The 20,866-nt window shown below is 67.4% G+C and carries 19 protein-coding genes; 2 read left to right on the top strand and 17 right to left on the bottom strand.

What is annotated here, in order from left to right; all coding sequences use genetic code 11:
* Positions 1-28: 28 nt before the first annotated feature.
* The 16 genes from N7590_RS15500 to N7590_RS15575 all read right to left on the bottom strand — a co-directional run bounded on the left by N7590_RS15500 (position 29) and on the right by N7590_RS15575 (position 15,603).
* Entirely contained in the window at positions 29-913 is an 885-nt protein-coding gene (locus N7590_RS15500) for an arginase family protein (protein ID WP_053509423.1), read from the bottom strand.
* A gap of 3 nt (positions 914-916) precedes the next feature.
* Entirely contained in the window at positions 917-1,981 is a 1,065-nt protein-coding gene (locus tag N7590_RS15505) for a GNAT family N-acetyltransferase (protein ID WP_164241379.1), read from the bottom strand.
* Positions 1,982-2,009: 28 nt separating this feature from the next.
* On the bottom strand, positions 2,010-3,410 hold the full coding sequence (locus tag N7590_RS15510; RefSeq protein ID WP_006425764.1) for an aminotransferase class III-fold pyridoxal phosphate-dependent enzyme: 1,401 nt from the start codon (positions 3,408-3,410) through the stop codon (positions 2,010-2,012).
* Positions 3,411-3,475: 65 nt separating this feature from the next.
* Positions 3,476-4,192 carry an MtnX-like HAD-IB family phosphatase gene (locus N7590_RS15515; RefSeq protein WP_053449159.1) on the bottom strand — a complete coding sequence of 239 codons (717 nt, stop codon included), beginning with the start codon at positions 4,190-4,192 and terminating at the stop codon, positions 3,476-3,478.
* Between the two features lie 168 nt (positions 4,193-4,360).
* Positions 4,361-5,569: a DegT/DnrJ/EryC1/StrS family aminotransferase gene (locus tag N7590_RS15520; RefSeq protein WP_164241378.1), complete on the bottom strand. Its 1,209-nt coding sequence runs from the start codon at positions 5,567-5,569 to the stop codon at positions 4,361-4,363.
* 8 nt (positions 5,570-5,577) lie between these two features.
* Positions 5,578-5,976, bottom strand: coding sequence for a DMT family transporter (locus tag N7590_RS15525; protein ID WP_006425768.1), 399 nt, complete (start codon positions 5,974-5,976; stop codon positions 5,578-5,580).
* Positions 5,973-6,332 (bottom strand): EamA family transporter, encoded by a 360-nt coding sequence (locus N7590_RS15530; RefSeq protein ID WP_006425769.1) that lies wholly within the window; start codon positions 6,330-6,332, stop codon positions 5,973-5,975. Before N7590_RS15530 ends, N7590_RS15525 begins: the two co-directional genes overlap by 4 nt.
* A gap of 1 nt (position 6,333) precedes the next feature.
* On the bottom strand, positions 6,334-7,170 hold the full coding sequence (locus tag N7590_RS15535) for an alpha/beta fold hydrolase (protein ID WP_008266311.1): 837 nt from the start codon (positions 7,168-7,170) through the stop codon (positions 6,334-6,336).
* A gap of 78 nt (positions 7,171-7,248) precedes the next feature.
* Positions 7,249-8,628, bottom strand: a complete 1,380-nt coding sequence (locus tag N7590_RS15540; protein WP_053509417.1) for an ATP-binding protein — start codon at positions 8,626-8,628, stop codon at positions 7,249-7,251.
* Positions 8,625-9,308: a response regulator gene (locus tag N7590_RS15545; protein ID WP_049456140.1), complete on the bottom strand. Its 684-nt coding sequence runs from the start codon at positions 9,306-9,308 to the stop codon at positions 8,625-8,627. The genes N7590_RS15540 and N7590_RS15545 overlap by 4 nt, the downstream gene beginning before the upstream one ends.
* Before the next feature lie 132 nt (positions 9,309-9,440).
* On the bottom strand, positions 9,441-10,571 hold the full coding sequence (locus tag N7590_RS15550; protein WP_164241376.1) for a metallophosphoesterase: 1,131 nt from the start codon (positions 10,569-10,571) through the stop codon (positions 9,441-9,443).
* A 67-nt stretch (positions 10,572-10,638) separates the two neighbouring features.
* Complete coding sequence (locus tag N7590_RS15555; RefSeq protein WP_279935713.1) at positions 10,639-12,801, bottom strand: TonB-dependent siderophore receptor; 2,163 nt, start codon at positions 12,799-12,801, stop codon at positions 10,639-10,641.
* 62 nt (positions 12,802-12,863) lie between these two features.
* The gene (locus N7590_RS15560) at positions 12,864-13,163 is read right to left on the bottom strand and encodes a DUF3325 domain-containing protein (protein ID WP_164241374.1); all 300 of its coding nucleotides are present in this window, start codon (positions 13,161-13,163) and stop codon (positions 12,864-12,866) included.
* Positions 13,160-14,749, bottom strand: coding sequence for a PepSY-associated TM helix domain-containing protein (locus N7590_RS15565; protein ID WP_164241373.1), 1,590 nt, complete (start codon positions 14,747-14,749; stop codon positions 13,160-13,162). The genes N7590_RS15560 and N7590_RS15565 overlap by 4 nt, the downstream gene beginning before the upstream one ends.
* Positions 14,746-15,081 carry a DUF3649 domain-containing protein gene (locus tag N7590_RS15570; RefSeq protein WP_230078918.1) on the bottom strand — a complete coding sequence of 112 codons (336 nt, stop codon included), beginning with the start codon at positions 15,079-15,081 and terminating at the stop codon, positions 14,746-14,748. Before N7590_RS15570 ends, N7590_RS15565 begins: the two co-directional genes overlap by 4 nt.
* Positions 15,082-15,174: 93 nt before the next feature.
* Positions 15,175-15,603 carry a helix-turn-helix domain-containing protein gene (locus tag N7590_RS15575; protein ID WP_164241372.1) on the bottom strand — a complete coding sequence of 143 codons (429 nt, stop codon included), beginning with the start codon at positions 15,601-15,603 and terminating at the stop codon, positions 15,175-15,177.
* A gap of 63 nt (positions 15,604-15,666) precedes the next feature.
* Between N7590_RS15575 and N7590_RS15580 the strand changes: the two genes are divergently transcribed.
* Complete coding sequence (locus N7590_RS15580; protein ID WP_279935714.1) at positions 15,667-16,887, top strand: MFS transporter; 1,221 nt, start codon at positions 15,667-15,669, stop codon at positions 16,885-16,887.
* 2 nt (positions 16,888-16,889) lie between these two features.
* On the opposite strand, the gene N7590_RS15585 is transcribed toward N7590_RS15580, so the two are convergent.
* Positions 16,890-18,305, bottom strand: coding sequence for a GGDEF domain-containing protein (locus tag N7590_RS15585; protein WP_164241370.1), 1,416 nt, complete (start codon positions 18,303-18,305; stop codon positions 16,890-16,892).
* A gap of 287 nt (positions 18,306-18,592) precedes the next feature.
* On the opposite strand from N7590_RS15585, the gene N7590_RS15590 reads away from it, so the two are divergent.
* The gene (locus N7590_RS15590; RefSeq protein ID WP_164241369.1) at positions 18,593-20,842 is read left to right on the top strand and encodes a TonB-dependent siderophore receptor; all 2,250 of its coding nucleotides are present in this window, start codon (positions 18,593-18,595) and stop codon (positions 20,840-20,842) included.
* The last annotated feature ends 24 nt before the right edge of the window (positions 20,843-20,866 follow it).

The following is a 20,866-nucleotide window of genomic DNA, read 5'->3' on the forward strand; positions in this document are numbered from 1 at the left end:
GGCCAGCGGACGGCGCGACCGCAAGCGGTCAGCAGGCTGTCGGCACCGCGGCCATCGCCGCCAGCAGTTCGCGGTTCACCTGCTGGTGGCGCGCCTGCCAAACGGGAAGATCGTCGGCAGGGATGTCGGGCTGGCCATCCAGCGACGACAGCCAGCGCTTGAACCGGCTGCGGTAATTGGCCAGCGATACTTCGCCGGTGATGTCACTGCCGACCAGGCCGCCGGCGCGCAGCGCCTCGATCACCACCAGCGCGTCTTCCAGCTGGAAACGGCCCTGGTCCCAATTGCTGCGGGCCACGTCCTCGGCGAACACATCCTTGTCGATGGACAGGTAGGTCGGTTGCGGCGACTTGGCCTGCTCGGCAGCGAACGCAGCCACCAGGGCCTCGGGATGTTCGAAACGGCGGAAGGCGCGGCCCATGCCCAGGCGATGGCCCCAGCCCACGTCCACGTCCATGCACCAGTACGTGAGGCGACCGCCCAGCAGAGGGCGCCAATGGTTCTCCCAGGCATGGCCAAGGCCGATGTCGCTGGAGGTGATGCCCAGCACATGGATGTGCGAAATCTGCGGCAGCTTGCTGGCGGCGTTCACCCACGATCCGCAGTGCATGCCGAACGGGAAGCGCATGTTGTCGGGGTGGTTGTCCAGTACCACCAGCTGGAACGTTGCCTGCGCGCGCAAGCGCCGCAGCAGCGGCAGGCTGAGGTGGTGGAAGTCGCCACTGCCAAGCATGACCGTGCCGAGCTGGGCCGGCAGCGGGGCCAGCACGTCAGCGGCGAAGCGGTCCAGCGTGGCATTGCTGCAGGCAAAGCGCAGCGGATCATGCCATTGCGGCAGGGCCAGGGTCTGTGCCTGGGGCAGCGGCAGCACGCCACCATCCAGGTCCAGGATCAGCGGGGAACGCAATGGCATCGTTCAACCGCCTCCATCAGGTTCGCCCTGCAGATGCGGCGCCAGCCGGCGCAGGGCGGCGCGCAGCAGCGGCGAGCGCGCGTGGATCGCATGCCGGGTGGAAGTGAAGCTCGCACCCAGTTCGGCCTTGATCCGCGAGTCGGTCCAGCCGGCCACGTAATGGCTCAGGCCGTGCTGCAGCGCGTATTCGAGGTTGTGCATCCAGCTGACCGCGTACAGGTTGTGCTCGCGCGACTGCGGGTAGGCCAGGCCGATGTACTTGTCCACCAGCTTGCCGGCGTGCACGTAGCACAGGTTCCAGCCGATCAGCTGGCCCTGGTGGCGGTACAGGAACATCCGCCCCTGGCCCTGGCTGTCGGCCAGCAGGTGCTGGAAGTAGGGCAGATCGAGCTGGTCGAAGTGCACCGCGCTCTGCGCATACACGCCCAGGTACAGCGCATACAGTTCGGCCTGCAGCTGCGGGTCGGCCAGCGCCGGATCGCCGGTGGCGATGCAGTCGATCTGCAGGTCATCACGCGAGCGCAGCTTGCGCCGGATGTTCTTGCGACGCGAGGACGACAGGCGGCCGAGATAGCCGTCGAGCGAATCGAAATCGATCGCCACCCAGGCCAGCGGCATGCCTTCCAGTTCGACGAAGCCACGCGCCAGCAGCGCCTGCAGGAAGGCACCGCTGTGTGCATTGGCCGCGTCGTCCAGCAGCGGCGAATCGATCGCCAGGTCCTTGACCACCAGCAGCCGGGTATCGCCGATCGCGTGACGCGTCACGTCCTCGGCCAGCGCCTCCGGCGCGACATGCGCCGGCAGCGGGGTGTACTCGGTGCTGGTGGCACCGACGAAGCGGGTCTGCCAGGTGATCCATGGCCGCCACAGGCGCGACAGCGGCAGGCCGAGCAGCTTGCCGCGCAGTGCGTCGTCCATCGTGGTGGTCAGGTCCAGCGGCGCACGGAAGGTCGGCAGGCCGCTGGGCAGGCGGCTTGCCTTGAATCCGAGCGGCGGGTGGGCCAGGAAGCCCTCCAGCAGCGCGGCCGGTTCCAGCGCAGTGCTGGATGCACGTGACGTCATCTCCATCGGCACGGGAACCGGCAGCGCATCGACTTCAGCCCTTGGCCTTGGTCAGCGCCTGGTCGAGCAGGGTGATCGCCAGGTCGATCTCTTCGTAGCTGATGTCCAGCGACGGCGCAAAGGTGATCACGTTCTTGTACCAGCCACCCACGTCGAGCACGAGGCCCATGCGCTTGCCGTCGTGCAGCAGGTCACCGGCCAGGCCGATGTCGACCATGCGGTCCAGCAGTTCCTTGTTCGGCGTGTAGCCGTCGGTCTGGCAGATTTCCGCACGCAGGGCCAGGCCCAGGCCGTCGACGTCGCCGATTTCCGGGTGGCGCTTCTGCAGGCCACGCAGGCCGTCGAGGAAGTACGCGCCCTTTTCCGGCACGGTGCGCTCGTAGTCCATCTCCTTGCCCAGCTTCAGCACTTCCAGGCCCAGGCGGGTGCCCAGCGGGTTGGAGTTGAAGGTGGAGTGGGTGGAGCCCGGCGGGAACACGGTCGGGTTGATCAGCTCTTCGCGCGCCCACAGCCCCGACAGCGGGTTCAGGCCGTTGGTCAGTGCCTTGCCGAACACCAGCACATCCGGAGTCACGCCGAAGTGCTCGATCGACCACAGCTTGCCGGTGCGCCAGAAGCCCATCTGGATTTCATCGACCACCATCAGGATGCCGTACTTGTCCAGCACGCGCTTGAGGCCGGTGAAGAAGTTGCGCGGCGGGATGACGTAGCCGCCGGTGCCCTGGATCGGCTCGACGTAGAACGCGGCGTACTCGGCCTGGCCGACCTTGGGATCCCACACGCCGTTGTATTCGCTTTCGAACAGGCGCTCGAACTGCCACACGCAGTGGTCGGAATACTCGTCCGGGGTCATGCCCTTCGGGCGACGGAAGGGGTACGGGAACGGGATGAACATCGCGCGCTCGCCGAAATGACCGTAGCGGCGGCGGTAGCGGTAGCTGGAAGTGATCGACGAGGCACCCAGGGTGCGGCCGTGGTAGCCGCCTTCGAAGGCGAACATCAGGCTCTTGCCACCGCGCGCGTTGCGCACGATCTTCAGCGAGTCTTCGATGGCCTGCGCGCCGCCGACATTGAAGTGCACGCGGCCGTCGAGGCCGAACTTCTCGTGCATGTCCACGGCAATGGTCTTGGCCAGCTGCACGCGGGTCGGGTGCAGGTACTGGCTGGCGACCTGCGGCAGGGTGTCGATCTGGTCCTTCAGCGCATCGTTCAGGCGCTTGTTGCTGTAGCCGAAGTTGCAGGCCGAGTACCACATCTGCAGGTCGAGGTAGGGCACGCCCGCACCATCGAACATGTAGCTGCCTTCGCCGCGCTGGAAGATCTTCGGCGGGTCGACGTAGTGGACGGTGTCGCCGAAGGAGCTGTAGCGGGCTTCGTCGGCCAGCAGCTGCGCGTCGGAGGCAGCGGCGTCGGCGTTCTTGTCAAAAATGTTCATGCAGTTCGGTTCCGTGAAGGACGTTCGAAAGGGGGCAACGGGGGAGCGGGGCTGGAAGGGAGTGCTCAGGCGGTGGCCAGCAGCAGGGGCAGTGCAGTGGGCTGCGGGCTGGCGTCGATGCGACGTGGCTGCAGCAGGCTGCCATCGAGCAGGCGCGGCAACAGCGCGATGGCATCGTGGAAGGTATCGATCGCGGCATGTTCGATGCCGGCATGGGTGCAATGCGTGATCAGGCGGCGCTTGGCAAACACGAAGTCGGCATCCTCCGACACGCAGAAGTCCGAACTGCCGTCGCCGATCATCAGCACGCGCGGTGCTTCGTTGGCACGTGCCTGCGCAGCGCAGGTGCACTTGCAGGTGCCGCTGCGGCAGCCTTCGGACTGGTAGGGCGATTCCAGTTCCCAGTGGTCTTCGCACCAGCGCAGGTGGTTGGCCACCACCGGCAGCCGCGACAGGCCGTGGTTGGCGAGGATGCGGTGGATCGCATAGTCCAGGCCATCGCTGACGATGCGCAGCGGCAGGCCCAGCTGCTCGGCGCGGGCGACGAAGGCAGTGAAGCCCGGATCGATCTGCACCTGGTCCAGGTGCGCATCAAGCGTGGCCGGGTCCAGCTTCAGCAGCCGCACCTGGCCCTGCATGCATTCACGCGAGCCGATCTTTCCCGACTTCCACTGTTCCTCCAGTTCCTGCCAGCCCGGCTGGCCGTACTTCTCCAGCAGCGAGTCGATGACATCTTCGAGGCTGATGGTGCCGTCGAAGTCACACAGGATGCTCCAGTGCATGGGCAGGTCCGTCGATGGGAAAGGCGTCCGGCACGGTGCCGGGGCAGGCTCAATGTAGGCAGGCCGCCTTTCTCGTTCCTTTCCTGTTGAAAGCCTTCATTTCCGGGCGTGGGAAGCGTTCAGGAAATGATCTTGCTGAATGGGCGAGATGCCCGCAAACAGCTGCTTTCAGGGCTGGGCGTCCGCCAGCGCCCGCAGGATTTCCGCAGTCTCTTCACGGGTCTGCCAGGCGCTGTTGCCGAGGGTCAGCATGCGTGCGGCGAAGTCGCGTGCGTTGGGCACGTCGGTCGCCGGTACGATGCCGCGCAGGTAGGCGTAGTCGGGCAGCGCATGGATGAACATGCGGCTGGCGCCGAGGCCGCGCGGCCACAGGTTTTTCAGTGCGGCATCGCGGGCACGTTGGCTGGGCAGCAGCAGCATCAGCATCGGCCAGGTGCCACCGGTACCAGCGAGGCCATCGACCACCTCCACCGCCGGCAGCTGGGCCAGCTGCACGCGCAGCTGCAACGCACGCAGGCGCCCGGCCTGCAGGAAGGCCGGCAATCGCCGCGCGGCATGGGCACCGATGTTCTGCCGCCACTGGCTGACCCGGTGCTGTGGAATCTGCAGCGGGAAAATGTCACCGACCGCTTCTTCCAGGTCGCCACGCTGCAGCGCGCCGCGCAGTGGATTGCCGTATACCAGCGACAGCAGCGAAGGTCGGTAGCAGGCCACCAGGCCGAGCAGCTGCACGCTGCGCAGCAGCTCCCAGCGCAGGCTGGAACGTACCTGTTCGGCAGCATGTCCGGCCAGCGCGGCACGCAGCTCGTCGTCGCGGCTGACCAGCAGGCCGCCTTCGTGCAGGCTCAATCCCTTGCCGGCGGCCAGGCTGAAGAAACCGATATCGCCGCGCAGGCCGACACTGCTGTTGCCGATCCGTGCACCCAGTGCCTGCGCGGCATCCTCGATGACCCAGGCACCCGCGCCGCGTGCAATCTCGCAGGCCAGCTCGACATCGGCGATGCGGCCACCGAGGTGGGTTGGCAGGATCGCCAGCGTGCGCGCATCGGCCAGCCGCTTGAGCTGGCCGGGATCGAAGTCGAAGTGGCCGTGGCGGGTATCGCACAGCTGCACGCGCAGGCCCAGGCTGTGCACCGCGATCGGCACCAGCGGGCAGGTGTAGGCCGGCAGGATCACGGTGTCACGATTGGGCGCGCGCTTGCGCAGGGTGCGCAGCGCGATCAGCAGCGCGTGGGTACCGGAGCAGGTCAGCTGCAGCGGCGGTGTGCCGAGCTGTCGGGCCAGGATGTCGCACAGGTCGCCACCACCGGGAAGGAAGTCGCTGGCCTGCATCGGCAGGCCTGCGGTCGGTGGCAGTTCGCGCGCGAACAGGCTCATCGCAACGCTCACGCGGTGCTTTCGGCGGGGCTGTGCGGGTCGTCTGCTTCGGCACGGCCCAGGCAGACGATGCCGGCCACGATCAGTACCGCGCCGACCAGGTGATGCAGGGTCAGTGGCTCGTTCAACAGCCAGGCCGACAGCAGCAGCACGCTGATCACTTCCAGGTGCGAAGCGGCGAATGCTGGGCCGATCGGCGCATGGCGCAGCAGGCTCATCCAGGTGAAGAAGGCACCGATGTAGCCGAGGATGGCGCCGTAGACCCACGGCTGCGACAGCACGCGCAGCAGCCACGCGCTGTTGGCTTCGACCGGCAGCGCGGCATCGCCGGCATACTTGAAGCACAGCTGGGCCAATGTGTCGAAGGCCATCAGCAGCGGGAAACCGATCACATACAGGCGCCTCATGAGCCGGCCCCCACCACGGCTACGCCGGCGGTAACCAGCAGCATGCCGGTGACCCGCAACGGCGTGAGCTTCTCGCGGAACAGGAAGCGGCCGGCGATCATCAGCGCCACGATGTTGATCGAGCCCAGCAGCACGCCTTTGGACAGCGGTACCAGCGACAGGAAGGCGATCCAGGCGACGAACTCAAGCACATAGCAGGCGATGCCGATCCACAGCCAGGGGCGGCTGAGCATGTGTTTCCAGCGTTGCAGGCCTTCGCCGTCCTGCGGGTCGCTGGCCGCAGCCTTGAAGGCGAGCTGGCCACCGGTATCGAGCACGACGTTGGCCAGCCACAGCAGGGTGGCGAGTGCCCCCATCTCAGGCCACCGCCTTGAGCACGCCGCTGCGTTCACCGATTTCGGTGAAGAAACGCGCGCTGCGACGGATGACGTCGCGGCGTTCGCGGTCGATGGTGATCATGTGGTAACTGTCTTCCAGTACCACCAGTTCCTTCGGGCCGCTGACCCGCGACATCACCAGTTCGGCATTGCCCATGCTGGCCACATCATCCTCACGGGCGTGCATCACCAGGCACGGGGCAGTCACCTGGTGCAGGTGGCGGCGGGTCCAGTGGCTCAGTGCACGCATTTCGGCCAGGGCATGCCAGGGGTTGCCAGGCAGGCCGGCGGCGGCGCTGTCGCCGGACAGCATGGCGGCGCTGACCTGCGCGCGCAGGCGCTCGTCACGCAGGCCGTACGGCGGCTCCTCCATGAACATGCGGTCGCGGCCGATGTTGAAGCGCTTGAACCACGGCAGCAGGAACGACAGGCGGGCCACGGCCGGGATGTTCCAGCCGTCGTAACGGAAGGTGGCGCCATACACGCCGACGCCGGACACCCACTCCGGACGGCGCGCGGCCAGTGCCAGCGACAGCACCGCGCCCATCGACAGGCCACCGACGAACAGCTGGTCGACCTTGCCGCGCAGCTCGGCCGCCGCATCTTCCACGCCCTGGTACCACTGCTCCCAGGTGGTCGCCAGCAGGTCATCCACGGTGCCGCAATGGCCGGGCAGCTGCACGCCGTGCACGGTGAAGCCGGCGTTGTTCAGGCCCTTGCCCAGCATGCGCATTTCCGCCGGGGTGCCGGTCAGGCCATGCACCAGCAGCACGCCCTGCGGGCCACCGGGGAGGAAGAAGTCGTGCGATTCGGTCACCTGGCGGCTCCGGGGGGCAGTGGGGATGGCAGGATCGCAAGCGCGATTTTCACCAGCCTTTCAACGCCCCGGGCCGGGTCAGGGGGCCTTCAGCAGCGGCAGCGTGATGGCCACCTTCAGCCCGCCACCGGGCCGGTTGAGGAAGGCCAGGCGCCCGCCGAAGTGCTCCACCGCCTCATGGGCGATGGCCAACCCCAGCCCGGTGCCGCTGGCGGCGGTGCCGGGGGCACGGAAGAAGCGTTCGCCGAGCCGGGGCATCACGTCCTCGGGCACGCCGGGGCCGTTGTCTTCCACGTACAGTTCGACGTCATTGTCATCCAGCGCGTGCACGCCAACCGTGACGGTGGCATCACGGCCGGCATAGCGCAGGGCGTTGTCGATCAGGTTGTCCAGCGCCTCCTGCAGCATGGCGCCGTTGCCGAGCACGCGCAGCGGCTGGCTGCTGCCGCGGTAGCCGAGGTCGATGCCATCGCGGATCGCCTCCGGCACGCGCATGCCGACCCATTGCGGTACCAGTTCGCACAGGTCCAGCGCTTCCACCGTGTCCGGCACGGTCTGCGCCCGGCTCAGCGCCAGCAGCTGGGTGCTGACCCGGGCGGTGCGCTGGTTGAGCCGGCGGATGTGCTGCAGGGCTTCGCGCACGGTGTCCGGGTCGCCATGCGCCAGCGCCTGGTCCACGTGCAGGGCCATGCCGGCCAGCGGCGAGCGCAACTGGTGCGCGGCATCGGCGATGAAGCGGTTCTGCAGGGTGATCATTTCGGCCTGGCGCGCGAACAGATCGTCGATGGTGCTGATCAGCGGCTGGATCTCTTCCGGCACGTCGGCATCGGAGATCGGCGCCAGTTCGCCGCGGCGCTGTGCCAGACGGGTCCTCAGCGGGGTCAGGATGCGCAGGCCGTAGGTCACGCCGAACCAGACCAGCGCGGCGGTGCCCAGTGCCAGCATGGTCATCAGCGGGATGATGATCATCAGGATCTCGCGCGCGCGCTGGCGGCGGTCGGCCATGCTTTCGGCCACGGTCACCGCCAGCTGGTCCTGCGGATCGTTCATCGCCTGGGTGCAGACGGTGGCCATGCGCACCTGCTGGCCGTTGAGGTTGCCGTCATACAGCGCCGGATGCACGCCCGCGCAGTCCTGCGACGGCGCGTATGGGCTGAAGTCGGCGTTGCCGCTGAGGGTGCCCTTGCGGCTGCTGTCGACGTTGAAATATCGATGGCCGTCGGGATCGTATTCGATCAGGAAGCGCGCCTGCGGTGACAGGTCGCTGGTCACCGGCATGGTGCTCAGCATCTGCGCGAACGAATGCGTATCGTCGATCAGGTTGCGGTCGTGGATGCGGTTGGAATAGTCCAGCGCAACGTAATAGGCCAGGATCGTATTGAAGATGAGCAGGCCCAGCATCGGCAACGCCAGGAAGGCGAGCAGGCGCCGGCGCAGGCTGGGCGGTCCACTGATCACGGGGCGCTGTCGTCCTGCCCGTCTTCCAGCATGTAGCCCAGCCCGCGCACGGTGCGGATGCCCATGCCGCCCGGCTGCAGCTTGCGGCGCAGGCGGTGCAGGGCGATATCCAGGCCGTTGTCGGTCAGGTCCTGGCCCCAGTCGCACAGTGCTTCCACCAGCTGCGCGCGCGAGACGATGCGCTCGGCGCGTACCGCCAGCGCCGACAGCAGGCCGAACTCCCGCGCGGTCAGTTCCAGCGACTGGTCATCGATCCACACCCGGTGACCGGCCAGGTCCAGGCGCAGGCGGCCGATGCGCAGGTCCGGATTGCCATTGCTGGTGACCCGGCGCAGCTGCGCACGCACGCGCGCTTCGAATTCGTCCAGCGCGAACGGCTTGACCAGATAGTCATCGGCACCGAGGTCGAGCACGCGCACGCGTTCGGCCAGGCCATCGCGCGCGGTCACCACCAGTACCGCCAGGCCATCACCGCGCTGGCGCAGGCGCTGCAGCACATCGCGGCCGTCCAGCTGCGGCAGGCCCAGGTCCAGCACCAGCAGCGCGTACTGGGTGGAGCCCAGCGCAGCATCGGCGTGCGCGCCATTGTCGACGTGGTCGACCACATGCCCCTGCCGGCGCAACGAGGCGCACAGGCCGGAGGCAATGTCCGGGTCGTCTTCAGCAATCAATACGCGCATGCGCGGGGGCTCCTGTAACGGTCAGGCCCACCGGATGGACGGGGTGGGCCTCTCGGCTGCCGAGGGTAGCCGCAAACCGGGTGAAGGTGGAGCGGCGCGGGGCGGTTGGCCGCCGCCGCGCTGTCCCGCCATTCAGTCCTGCAGGCCGGGTTCGCCCGGTGCCAGCGGCACCCGTGAGCCGTCCAGCAGGCCACGGCTGAGCGCGCCGTTCTCGATGAACAGCAGCTCGCCGTTCTCGCCGTTCTTGATGCTGCTGTCGATCGCGATCACGCGGTCGCCATGGAAGCTGCTGACGTGCGGCATCGAGGTGTGGCCGACCACGATGCGCTTCAGCTGCAGGCGGTCGAGCACGTTCTGTACACCGGCGGTGTCGAGGCGGCCATCGAAATAGCCGCGGTACCAGATCGGGCTGGTCTTGCCGTCATACAGCGGCGCGGTGGCGGGGTCGGCCTTCACCTCGGCCTTGGGCAGGCCCAGCGAGGCCTGGTAGGCCGCATTGGTGCGCGCCGGGTCCAGCGCCAGTGCCACCGCCTCGGGCGAGATACCACCATGGAGGAACAGGGTGTCACCGATCTTCAGCAGCACCGGGCGGGTGCGCAGCCATTGGCCGATCACCGAATCTGCGCCGTACAGCTGCGGGTAGCTGCGGCCGAGCAGCTGCGCGCTGCGCAGGTACTTCGGGTTGACGTAGCGCAGGTCGTCGTACAGCACCATGGTCTCGTGGTTGCCGAGCACGAAGTGCACCGCGCCACCGGCAGCGGCGGCCTGCTGTTGAAGGCCATACAGCAGCCAGAACGCTTCGGTCACCTGCGGGCCGCGGTCGAACACATCGCCGGCGATGACCAGGGTGTCCTTGCCCATTGCCCAGCGGTCCTGGGCATCGATGACCTTGTTGGCGCGCAGCAGGCGCACCAGCAGCCCGTACTGGCCGTGTATGTCGGACAGCGCGACGATGCGCGGCACCGCCGGCAGCACGGAGACCGAGGGCGCAGTGGGTGCGGCCACGTGCACGGTGTGCGCGTACCCGCAGCGTGGCGCGATATCGGTGCCTATTGCGCTGGTGGCCAGCGTGCGCGACTCGACCTTGTCGGCGCAGATCCACTTGGCCTGCAGCTGGTTGCCCTGGCGGAACACATAGGGGCCATCGGCCTCTACATGGGCGGCCGGTACGGCGACCTCGCGGGCCTGCAACAGGGGCGTGCCCAGCAGCAGGGCCAGTGTCAGCAGCAGGCGGGCAGGGCAGGACAGGGCACGGTGCAGCATCGGGTGTTTCCTTGGCGGGCAATGAAAAGGCGGGCCCGAAGGCCCGCCCCTGATGCTACGCCGTTGCTCAGAACTTCGCGCGCAGGTTGAACAGCACGCGGCGCGGTTCACCCCAATAGCCAGAGTTGAAGAAGCCGACGTTGCGGTAGTAGGCCTTGTCGAACAGGTTGGTGACCGTCACGCCCACGCTCAGGTTGTCGTTGATGCGGTAGCGGCCCATAAGGTCGAACAGCACGTAGCCGCCCTGGCTCATCTTGCCGGTGGCCGTGACCGGCGTGCCGCTGGCGGTGAAGCGACCGGTGGGAATGGGCTGCATCTGGTAGATTTCGCTCTGTACGCTGACACCCCCGCCCAGCATCCACTGGCCATGGGTCCAGGTGGTGTTGAAGCGGGCCAGGTGCATCGGGCTGGTGCTGGCGAAGCGGCTGCCATCGGGGTTGCTGCTGTAGCTGTAAGTGTAGCCGCCGGTCATGCTCCAGTGGTCGTTGATCGAACCGGAGACTTCGAACTCACCGCCCTGGGTGGTGATGCCGCGGCTGGCGATGTACGGCGAACTGCCATCGGGCAGCTTGATCTCACCACCGTTCGGGTCCAGTTCGGCCACGTTGTCCTGCTTCATGTAGAAGCCGTTCAACGCCGCGTACAGGCGGCCGCCGAAGAAGTCGGCCTTCAGGCCGTACTCGTAGTTGCCACCGGTGGTGGGGTCCAGCAGCTGGTTGTTGATGTCGCGGCGCGCGGTGGCCTGGAACACGTCCGAATAGCTGGCAAAGGCGGTGATGCTGCTGCTCAGGTCGTACAGCACGCCCACGTACGGGGTCAGCTCATGCGCGGTGGTGCGCGCGCTGCGGCTGGTGAACACGCCGTCGGTGTTGTAGTTGTCGGTGGTGGTGCGGTAATCGGAATAGCGCGCGCCGGCGATGATCTTCAGCGGGTCGATCGGATTCAGGCGCACGGCGGCGTAGTAGCCGGTTTCGGTGGTGTTCACCGTGCTGGACGGAATACCGTAGTTGTAGGTGGTCGGCTTGCCGATGTTGCCGTCCCAGCTGAAGATGCTGGGGAAGGCGGCCACGTTGTACGGGCGCGAGGTGATGCCGGCGCGGATGGTGTCCAGGTCACGGTCGTAGTGGTTGATGCCCACCACCAGCTCGTGCGAACGGCCGAACAGCTGGAACGGACCGGACGCGTACAGGTCGAAGGCATCTTCGCGGGTTTCCGAGACCGAGTAGGTATCGGCAATGCGCAGGCCCAGGCCGGTGACCGGGTCGGCCCAGTTGCCGGTGTTGGAACCGGCCAGCAGCAGCGAATCGGTGTCGGTGGCGCGGTGGTTGTAGGCCAGGCGGCCACTCCAGCCGGCGCCGAACTGCTGTTCCAGCGTGGCGAAGTAGTTGGTGCTTTCGCGGTTCCATTCGTTCCAGCGCGCTGCGGCGCTGTAGGAACGCGGCATGTGCGCGCGGCTGCCATCGCGGAAGTACAGCGGCGAGGCGCTCCAGGCGCCGCCATCGGAACCGGTCTTCAGGTAGTCGATGCCCGCACGCAGGCGGGTGCTGTCGGTCAGGTCGGCTTCGATCACCCCGTACAGGCTGGGCGATTTGTCATGCTGGAAGCGCACCCAGCTTTCCTTGTCGGTGTAGGCGCCGACGAAGCGCCCGCGCACGCGGCCACTCTTGCTGAGCGGGCCGGATACATCCACTTCGGCGCGCTTGTAATCCCACGAACCGGCGCTGAGGCTGGTGCTGGCCTGGAACGTTTCGGTCGGGCGCTTGCGCACCATGTTCACTGTGGCCGACGGGTTGCCCGAACCGGTCACCAGGCCGCTGGCGCCGCGCACCACTTCAATGCGCTCGTAGATGGATGTGTCGCTGAGGATCGAGTTGCCGCCGGCGCCAGTGGTGTAGTTGGTGGGAATGCCATCGAACATGAAGTTGTTGATGGCAAACCCACGCGCGTTGAACAGCGTGCGGTTGCTGTCATACGACTGGATGGTGACGCCCGGCGTCTGCTGCAGCACTTCGGAAATCGTGATGAGGTTGAAATCCTCGATGCGCTGGCGGGTGAACACGGTCAGCGACTGCGGGGTTTCACGCAGGGTCAACGGCAGCTTGGTGGCGGTGTTGGTGCCATAGACCTGGTAGCCCTCGGTGCGCTGGGTCACCATCACCCGGTCCAGTTCGGTGGTGGCCGGCGCAGTGTCCTGGGCCAACGCCGGCGAGGCGGCGCAGGCGAGGGACAAGGCGAGGGCGTTCCGGCGCAGGGCGCCAGAGTGCGTGTACTTCATGGAATGACCTTTCTAGTTCAGGAACGGGAAGACGGGCGTGGCGCCGGCTTGGCCGGGCTGCGGAAACTGAGCCAGAGCACCATGGCCCCGGCGCCTGCGGCGAGCACGCCGCACCAACCAACAAAACCCTGTGCAGCGCCCCAGGCTGTGATGCTGGCCAACAGGCTGGCGAGCAGCCCGAGCGCGCCCAGCACCTGCAGCAGGCGACGGCGCGGCGTTGGTGGCGCATTGCCGGCCACATCGCGGTGGTGGCGTTCCATTGCCATGGCCAGGCAGGCGAAGGCGGCGGCCGCCAACAGCAGTGCGAGCACGCTCATGCGCCCGCCTCGGCCGGCGTGGTGGCGCGTGCGGTGCGGGGCTTGCGCTGCGCCGGCACGAAACGGTGCACCTTGCGCGCGGCCCACAACAGGCTCGCGCCGATCAGCAGCAGGCCGATGTCGATGCCGGCTTTGGCGCCATCACCGTTGGCCAGCGCACTGACCGCGCCGCCCTGCCAGACCACCAGGTTGTACAGCGGCAGGCCCAGCGCCAACGCGCCGGCCAATGCCAGTTGTTCTACCCAGCCGCGTCGGGCCGGGCGCAGCATCGCGTGCACCACACAGGCGGCCCAGGCGTAGAAGAACACCTTCACCTCGGCATCGCTGCGGTTGGCCACGTCCAGCGGCAGCAGGCGGTTGCCCCACAGGAAGGCCAGCATCGCCACCGGCAGGCCGGTGACGAAGCCGATGTTCAGGCGTTCGACGATGCGGAAGCCCAGGTGCGGCCGCGCCGGATCCGGCAGCTGGGTGCGCCGCTTCACCGTCCACAGCACCAGCCCGGTGGCCACCATCAGCGTGCCGGCCACGCCGGAAAGGAAGAACAGCCAGCGCATCGTGGTGGGTGCGAAGCGCGCGGCATGCAGGCCGATCATGCCGTCGCGGGTGATGACGGCGGCCGAACGCGGCGGCGCCGCATCCAGCAGGTTGCCGCGCGCATCGAAGGCCAGCGTGTCGGCAGCGCCAGCGATCTGGTCGCCCTGCTGGCGGCGCACGCTGATGCGCATCGCCGCATCGGCAGGCTGCTCGACCTGCAGCGAGGCCGCATGGCCGCCGCCCCATTGCACTTCGGCACGGCGCAGCACCTCGGCCAGCGCCGGCGGCGTCGCGGCCACCCCACTGGCCTCGGCCTTCTCCGCACGCGGGAACAGTTCGGCGAAGAACGCATCGCGGCCACCGGGGTAGTTCGCATCCACCGCCCACGGCATGTACAGGGTCATCAGGGTGATCAGACCGGTGTAGGTGATCATCAGATGGAACGGCAGTGACAGCACCGCAAGCGCATTGTGGCCGTCCAGCCAGGTACGTTGGCCTTTGCCGCGGCGGAAGGTGAAGAAGTCGGTGAAGATCTTCTTGTGGGTGATGATACCGCTGATGATCGCCACCAGCATCAGCATGGAACAGGCACTGATGAACCAGCGCGCCCACAGCACCGGCACGTAGTGCAGATCGAAATGCAGGCGGTAGAAGAAATTGCCGCCGCGTGTTTCGCGTACCTGCACCGGGGTGCCGTCGGCATCCAGAGTGGCCTGGTTGGGATTGCGCTGGCCGCGCCGGCGTTCCTTCTCGCCCTTCGGCTGCCAACTGACGGTGGTGGCGCTGCTGCGCGAATCGGGGAGTTCGATGCTCCAGCGCTGCGCGTCGGCTGCGGTGCGGGCCAGGAACTGCTGGGCTTGGTTCACTGCGGTGGTGGCATCGGCGGGCAGGCCGACTTCCGGCTGCATCCAGCGGGTCAGTTCTTCCTTCCAGTACGACGCGGTACCGGCAATGAAGATCAGGAACAGCACCCAGCCGACCACCAGGCCCGACCAGGTGTGCAGCACCGATTGTGATTGCCGGATGCCGCCCAGGTTGTCGGCGCTGCTCATGCGATGTTCCCGCGCAGCAGCCAAGCGATCAGTGCAGCGAGTGCGCCCGCGGCCAGCAGACCCAGTGCGGCGCGCAGAGTGCTGCGCGCGGCATAGGCCCAGATGGCGGCCAGGGCGTAGACCACGAACGCGGCCATGGTCGCCACCAGGGTGGCATCGGCCCTGGCGCCGGGCAGCAGGCGCGCCAGCGCGGCAGCCCAGCAGGCGGCCACCGCGTAACCGCCCAGCAGCGCCAGCAGCCCGCGGGCCCAGAGCAGGCCATGACCGCTAACGCGCGCCACACGCTTGGCCGGCGCAGCGCCGGCAGCAGAAGGAGAGGTAGGAGCGGCCATCGCCGAAGTCAATGAGAACCGTGTGCAATTGCGATTGAATGCTATTTGACACCGGTGGCCCTGTCGAGCCCCCCATCCGGGGGATGCGGCCGTCTACAGCTTGCGCACTACAGTGGCGTGCGCGGGCAGCGGCTGTCTGTTGTTGTCCAGCGGTTGCATGTAGGGAACGGCTGAACCGTTGTCACGCTGGATCAAGGAAGAGTGGGCTTCGCCAGCGCCGAAGCGATGGCGTTCACTCCATTGGCGCAGCGCTACCAGCAGTGGGAACAGCTCCAGGCCGGCGGCGGTGAGCACGTATTCCTGGTAGGCCGAACCATCGGAGGCCGGCTGCAGCTGCAGGATGCCGGCCTCGACCAGCCTGCGCAGGCGATCGCTGAGGATGTTGCGCGCCGCGCCGAGGCTGCGCTGGAAGTCGCCGAAGCGACTGACGCCGTCGAAGGCATCGCGGATCACCAGTAGCGACCAACGATCACCGAGCAGGTCGGCGCTGCGGGCGACGGGGCAGGGGCTGTCAGCGTGCATGGCGGGCGTCTCCAAATGTGGTTGCAGTTTAAAACCAACATCGCTAGCCTGCATCCAGTTTCAATGTGCAACTACATCGCAATGGCCGCATCCATTCCCCGACCGTTGCTGGTCCTGCTGGCCGTTGCCGCAGGCGCCAGCGTCGCCAACGTCTATTACGCACAACCGCTGCTGGATCAGCTGGCGCAGGCGTTTGCGCTGGATCGCGCGGTGGCGGGCGCGGTACTGGCCGCTACCCAGGCTGGCAGCGTGCTGGCACTGCTCAGACTGCTTCCGCTGGCTGACCGCGGTGACCGCCGCCGGCTGTTGCGATTACAGCTGATGGCACTGGTGGTGGCGTTGGTGTGGCTGGCGGCGGCACGCACCGCGGTGTGGCTGCTGTCGGGCATGCTGCTGGCCGGGCTGCTGGGCACGGCGCTGACCCAGGGGTTGATCGCCTATACCGCCACGCTGTCGCCGCCCGAGCAGCGCGGTCGCAGCGTAGGTGTGGTGCAGGGGGGAGTGTTCATCGGCCTTCTGCTGGCGCGCGTGCTATCGGGCGTGGTGGCGGCCAGTGCTGGCTGGCGGGCGGTCTATCTGCTTTCAGCGCTGCTGATGGCAGCCTTGGCAGGGGTGCTGTGGCGGCGGCTGCCGGCGGTTCCGGTGCCGTCGATACCGCCGCGCTGGTCGGCGCTGCTGTGCTCGATGCTGGGCATGCTGCGGCGGGATCGAACGCTGCGCGAGCGTGCTCCGCTGGCGCTGCTGCTGTTTGCCGGCCTCAATGTGTTCTGGGCAGCGGCACCGCTGCCACTGTCGGCACCGCCGTTGAACTGGTCGACCGCCGCCATCGGTGCCCTCGGCCTGGCCGGTGTGCTCGGTGCACTGATGGCGGCGCGTGTGGGGCACTGGATGGATCGTGGCTTCGCCCATCGGGTCAGCCTCGGCGCGCTGCTGCTGATGCTGCTCGCCTGGTGGCCGCTGCTGGGGCTTCAACAGTCGGTGTCGCTGCTGCTGCTGGGCGTGGTCGTGCTCGACCTCGGTGGGCAGGCACTGCATGTGTCGAACCAGGCGCTGCTGCTGCGTGCACCGGCGGAACAACATGGGCGCCTGGTGGCGCTGTACATGCTGTTCTACGCGGTGGGCAGCGGCATCGGTGCGGCGGCCGGGCCGTGGGTGCAGGCCCGGCATGGTTGGGCCGCGGTGTGCCTGCTGGGGGCGGGCATCGCAGTGCTGGCACTGCTGTGGTGGGGATGTGGGGCATACCGCGGCATGCCCCTGCGGAGCGACACGCCCGTCCGGCGTTGACGCTACCGCTGCAATGCGCGCCGCCCCGGCGCCTCCTCCAACGCCTCGCTGGCCACCACCACGCGGTTGCGGCCGCTGCGCTTGGCCTCGTACATCGCGGCGTCGGCGCGCGCCATCAGCCGCTCGTAATCCGGGTGGCCGTCATGGCCGGCCACGCCGATGCTGGCGGTCAGTGCCAGTACCTGTCCATTGGCCAGGGCCACCGGCGACTGTGCGATCTGCCGGCGCAGGCTTTCGGCAATCACTTCGGCCTGCGATTCGCTGGCCGCGACCAGCACCACCACGAATTCTTCGCCGCCATAGCGGAACAGATAATCGCTGCCGCGGGTGAGCTGGCCGAGCAGGCCGGCCACGTGCTGCAACGCGCGGTCGCCGGCATCATGGCCGTGGCCGTCGTTGATGGCCTTGAAATGATCCAGATCGAGCAGCAGCAGCGAGAACGGCGTGTGGTTGCGCGTGGCCAGCTCGATCTCCCTGCGCAGTACCGTCGGCAGGAAACGGCGGTTGAGCAGGTTGGTCAGGGCGTCGCTGCCGGCATCCAGTTCGCCGATGCGCTCGAACAGCAGTGTCATCAGCGTGCGGATGGCTGCCAGGTCTTCGCGGATCAATGGCAGCCCGGCCAGCCGCTGGGCAGTGGCGTCGGTGGCGGCCTGTTGCAGGCGATCATCGATACGCGCCATCAACTGCCCGACCTGCTGGGTCTCGCTGCTTTCACCGAAGCTGGGGATGCCCTTGTGGGTGAACCACAGGCCGAACTCGGAGCTGGCCAGGCTGGCACTGTCGCTGCCCTGCACATGGCCGGCCAGGGCGTACAGCAGGGCGTTCTCCCAATCCAGCAGCAGGGCGCGCTGACGCTCGCGCTCGGTGCTGACGTTCTGCACCAGCGAGAACAACCGGTAGGCCGCATCGGCACGAGTGGAGCGTTCGCGCGCATGGGTGTAAGCCAGGGTCATGCCTTCCATGGCGATGTCCATGATCGCGCTGAGGCAGTCGATGGCGGCGAAGGCGGTGGCACTGTCGGGCGCAGTGTCGCGCAGGCGCACGAACAGCTCGTGCTTGAGCACGCGCGCGCCACGGGTCACCAGGTCGACGGGAATGCCGACCCGCGCGTGCACATCGCCGATCACCCGTTGCGAGGCGACGGTGGTGGCGATGCCGGCGGCATCGGTGGTCAGCAACTGCACCAGCCAGCGCTGCATGGCCGGTTGCAGGCGCTGCTTGACCTGCTCATGGGACAGGAAACGGCGTGCCCGTGCATCCTGCAGCAGCACTTCGTAGAAGCGCTGGGCCAGCGCGGGCGGGGCATCGGTGGCAGCGGCGCGCAACAGCGCGGTGGCGGCCGGGCCGGCCTGTTGCAGGCAATGCTGCCACGCCTCGGCCAACGGCTGGCTGGCATCGTCCAATTGGGGTGATTCCACGTCGATCTCTGGCTGCGTACGGCAAACCACCGGTATCGGCGGTGGTGGCGTGCGGTTGATGGCGGGTGAGCCGGCCAGTTTAAGCGCGATGCAGGCTTGCCCGGTGCGCAAAGCACATCGCGCCTGCTGCTGCAATGAGTGAACGCATTTGAGAATCAATCGCATTAATGGGAGAATGCGCGCACGGAACGGGCCGCAGGCGACTGCAGCGACGCTCCGCCTCCCCCCTCGTCGTCGCCTCAAGCCCTTTGCCAGAGGCCCCGTTGCCCTGCCAGAAGGTCCAGATCATGTCCCGAGCCGTTGTCCTTTCGCCGCGCCCGCTGGCGCTCGCCGTTGCCGCCCTGCTGGCGGGCAGCGCCCTGACCGCCCAGGCCGGAACCGACGCAACCGATATCGACACGGTGCACGTCACTGCCTCGCAGATCGCGCGGCAGGCGCTGGGCACCTCGACCATCACCGCCGAGGACATCGCCAAGCGCCCGCCGGCCAACGACATCGCCGAACTGCTGCGCACCATGCCGGGCGTCAACCTGACCGGCAACAGTGCTTCCGGCCAGTACGGCAACAACCGCCAGATCGACCTGCGCGGCATGGGCCCGGAAAACACCCTGATCCTGGTTGACGGCAAGCGCATCGGCGCACGCGATGCGGTGCGCATGGGCCGCAGCGGCGAGCGCAACACGCGCGGCGACACCAATTGGGTCCCCGCGGAGATGATCGAGCGCATCGAAGTGCTGCGCGGACCGGCGGCAGCCCGCTACGGTTCCGGCGCTTCCGGCGGCGTGGTCAACATCATCACCAAGCGCCCGACCGGCGACCTGACCGGCGCGGTTGACCTGTATGGCCTGGTGCCCGAGCACAGTGCCGAAGGCGGCAGCGAACGCGTCGGCCTGCAGCTGAGCGGACCGATGACCGATACCCTGTCGTTCCGGCTATACGGCAACCTCAACAAGACCGACGCCGATTCGCTGGACCTCAACCGCCAGTACGCGACCAACCCGAATGCCGTACCGCCGGCTGGCCGCGAAGGCGTCAAGAACCGTGACATCAACGCGCTGCTGCGCTGGGACCTCACCGCCGACCAAGTGGTCGAGTTCGAAGCCGGCACCAGCCGCCAGGGCAACATCTATGCCGGCGACCGCGCCGTCAGCACCACCGGCACCTCGACCGGTGTCGATCTGGCCGCGCTGGCCGACGGCAAGGCGGAAACCAACCGCATGTACCGCAACACCGGTGCGATCACCCATCGTGGCCGCTGGGGCGACGTGACCTCGCGGCTCACGGCCGCGGTCGAGGCGGTGAACAACTCGCGCATCAATGAAGGCCTGGCCGGTGGCCCGGAAGGCAGCTTCAACGGCACCGACTGGTCGACCTCGCGCCTGCGCAATTACCAGCTGGATGGCGAAGTGAGCTTCCCGACCACGCTGGGCGGCGCCGAGAACATCTGGACGCTGGGCTTTGAATACCTGGACAGCCGCCTGACCGATCCGTACTCGATGAGCCAGTCCAGCAGCAGCGGTGGCGGTCTCCCCGGCCTGTCGGCCGACCGTGCACGCGGCAAGGCCGATGCCCAGACCACTGCGGTGTTCGTGGAAGACAACATCTACCTGGGCGAGCGCTGGATCGTCACCCCGGGCCTGCGCTTCGACCACCACAGCCAGTTCGGCAACAACACCAGCCCAAGCCTCAACGCGCAGTTCCGCATCAACAGCGACTGGGTGGTGAAGGGCGGCATCGCGCGCGCCTTCAAGGCACCGAACCTGTACCAGTCGAATCCGGACTACCTGTACTACACCCGCGGCAATGGTTGCCCGAATGCGTTGCCGAGCCTGGGTGCCGGCTGCTACATGCGCGGCAACGCGGACCTGAAGGCGGAAACCAGCGTGAACAAGGAACTGGGTGTGGAGTGGGCGCCGCAGAGTGGCTGGCAGGCGTCGCTGACCTACTTCCACAACGACTACAAGGACAAGATCCAGGCCGGCTACGACCAGATCGGCCTGACCGCCGATGGCAGGGGCCGCATCTTCCGCTGGGAGAACGCGCCGAAGGCGATCGTGCAGGGGCTGGAAGGCAACCTGGTGATCCCGCTGCTGGGCGAGCAGGGCAACCGCCTGAAGTGGAGCAACAACTTCACCTACATGGTGGAGAACGAGAACAAGACCACGCGCCAGCCGCTGTCGGTGATCCCCAAGTATACGATCAACACCATGCTGGACTGGCAGGCCACCGACAAGCTGTCGCTGCTGCTGACCGGTACCTTCTATGGCAAGCAGAAGCCGGCCACCACCAACATCAACAATGATCCGCGCTGCACCGGCACCTGCGATCCGTCGCTCGCGCTGCAGGATCGCGGGGCGTACAACATCTGGGGCGTGAGCGCGCGCTACAGGGTGACCGAGACGGTCAGCTTCGGCTTCGGTGTGAACAACCTGGCCGACAAGCGCCTGTTCCGCGAGGCCAACAGCAGCGATGCCGGTGCGGCGACCTACAACGAGCCGGGTCGCGCGTACTGGGCCAGCCTGCGCTTCGGCTTCTGATCGGACGCGGACTTCACTCCGCTG

This window comes from Stenotrophomonas sp. GD04024 (assembly GCF_029837545.1).
Lineage (GTDB): Bacteria > Pseudomonadota > Gammaproteobacteria > Xanthomonadales > Xanthomonadaceae > Stenotrophomonas > Stenotrophomonas forensis.

What these genes read in the sequence shown, in the direction of transcription:
- N7590_RS15500 (WP_053509423.1), bottom strand. Translation starts at nt 913, where the DNA reads ATGCCATTGCGTTCCCCGCTGATCCTGGACCTGGATGGTGGCGTGCTG.
- N7590_RS15505 (WP_164241379.1), bottom strand. Translation starts at nt 1,981, where the DNA reads ATGGAGATGACGTCACGTGCATCCAGCACTGCGCTGGAACCGGCCGCG.
- N7590_RS15510 (WP_006425764.1), bottom strand. Translation starts at nt 3,410, where the DNA reads ATGAACATTTTTGACAAGAACGCCGACGCCGCTGCCTCCGACGCGCAG.
- N7590_RS15515 (WP_053449159.1), bottom strand. Translation starts at nt 4,192, where the DNA reads ATGCACTGGAGCATCCTGTGTGACTTCGACGGCACCATCAGCCTCGAA.
- N7590_RS15520 (WP_164241378.1), bottom strand. Translation starts at nt 5,569, where the DNA reads ATGAGCCTGTTCGCGCGCGAACTGCCACCGACCGCAGGCCTGCCGATG.
- N7590_RS15525 (WP_006425768.1), bottom strand. Translation starts at nt 5,976, where the DNA reads ATGAGGCGCCTGTATGTGATCGGTTTCCCGCTGCTGATGGCCTTCGAC.
- N7590_RS15530 (WP_006425769.1), bottom strand. Translation starts at nt 6,332, where the DNA reads ATGGGGGCACTCGCCACCCTGCTGTGGCTGGCCAACGTCGTGCTCGAT.
- N7590_RS15545 (WP_049456140.1), bottom strand. Translation starts at nt 9,308, where the DNA reads ATGCGCGTATTGATTGCTGAAGACGACCCGGACATTGCCTCCGGCCTG.
- N7590_RS15550 (WP_164241376.1), bottom strand. Translation starts at nt 10,571, where the DNA reads ATGCTGCACCGTGCCCTGTCCTGCCCTGCCCGCCTGCTGCTGACACTG.
- N7590_RS15560 (WP_164241374.1), bottom strand. Translation starts at nt 13,163, where the DNA reads ATGAGCGTGCTCGCACTGCTGTTGGCGGCCGCCGCCTTCGCCTGCCTG.
- N7590_RS15565 (WP_164241373.1), bottom strand. Translation starts at nt 14,749, where the DNA reads ATGAGCAGCGCCGACAACCTGGGCGGCATCCGGCAATCACAATCGGTG.
- N7590_RS15570 (WP_230078918.1), bottom strand. Translation starts at nt 15,081, where the DNA reads ATGGCCGCTCCTACCTCTCCTTCTGCTGCCGGCGCTGCGCCGGCCAAG.
- N7590_RS15575 (WP_164241372.1), bottom strand. Translation starts at nt 15,603, where the DNA reads ATGCACGCTGACAGCCCCTGCCCCGTCGCCCGCAGCGCCGACCTGCTC.
- N7590_RS15580 (WP_279935714.1), top strand. Translation starts at nt 15,667, where the DNA reads ATGTGCAACTACATCGCAATGGCCGCATCCATTCCCCGACCGTTGCTG.
- N7590_RS15590 (WP_164241369.1), top strand. Translation starts at nt 18,593, where the DNA reads ATGTCCCGAGCCGTTGTCCTTTCGCCGCGCCCGCTGGCGCTCGCCGTT.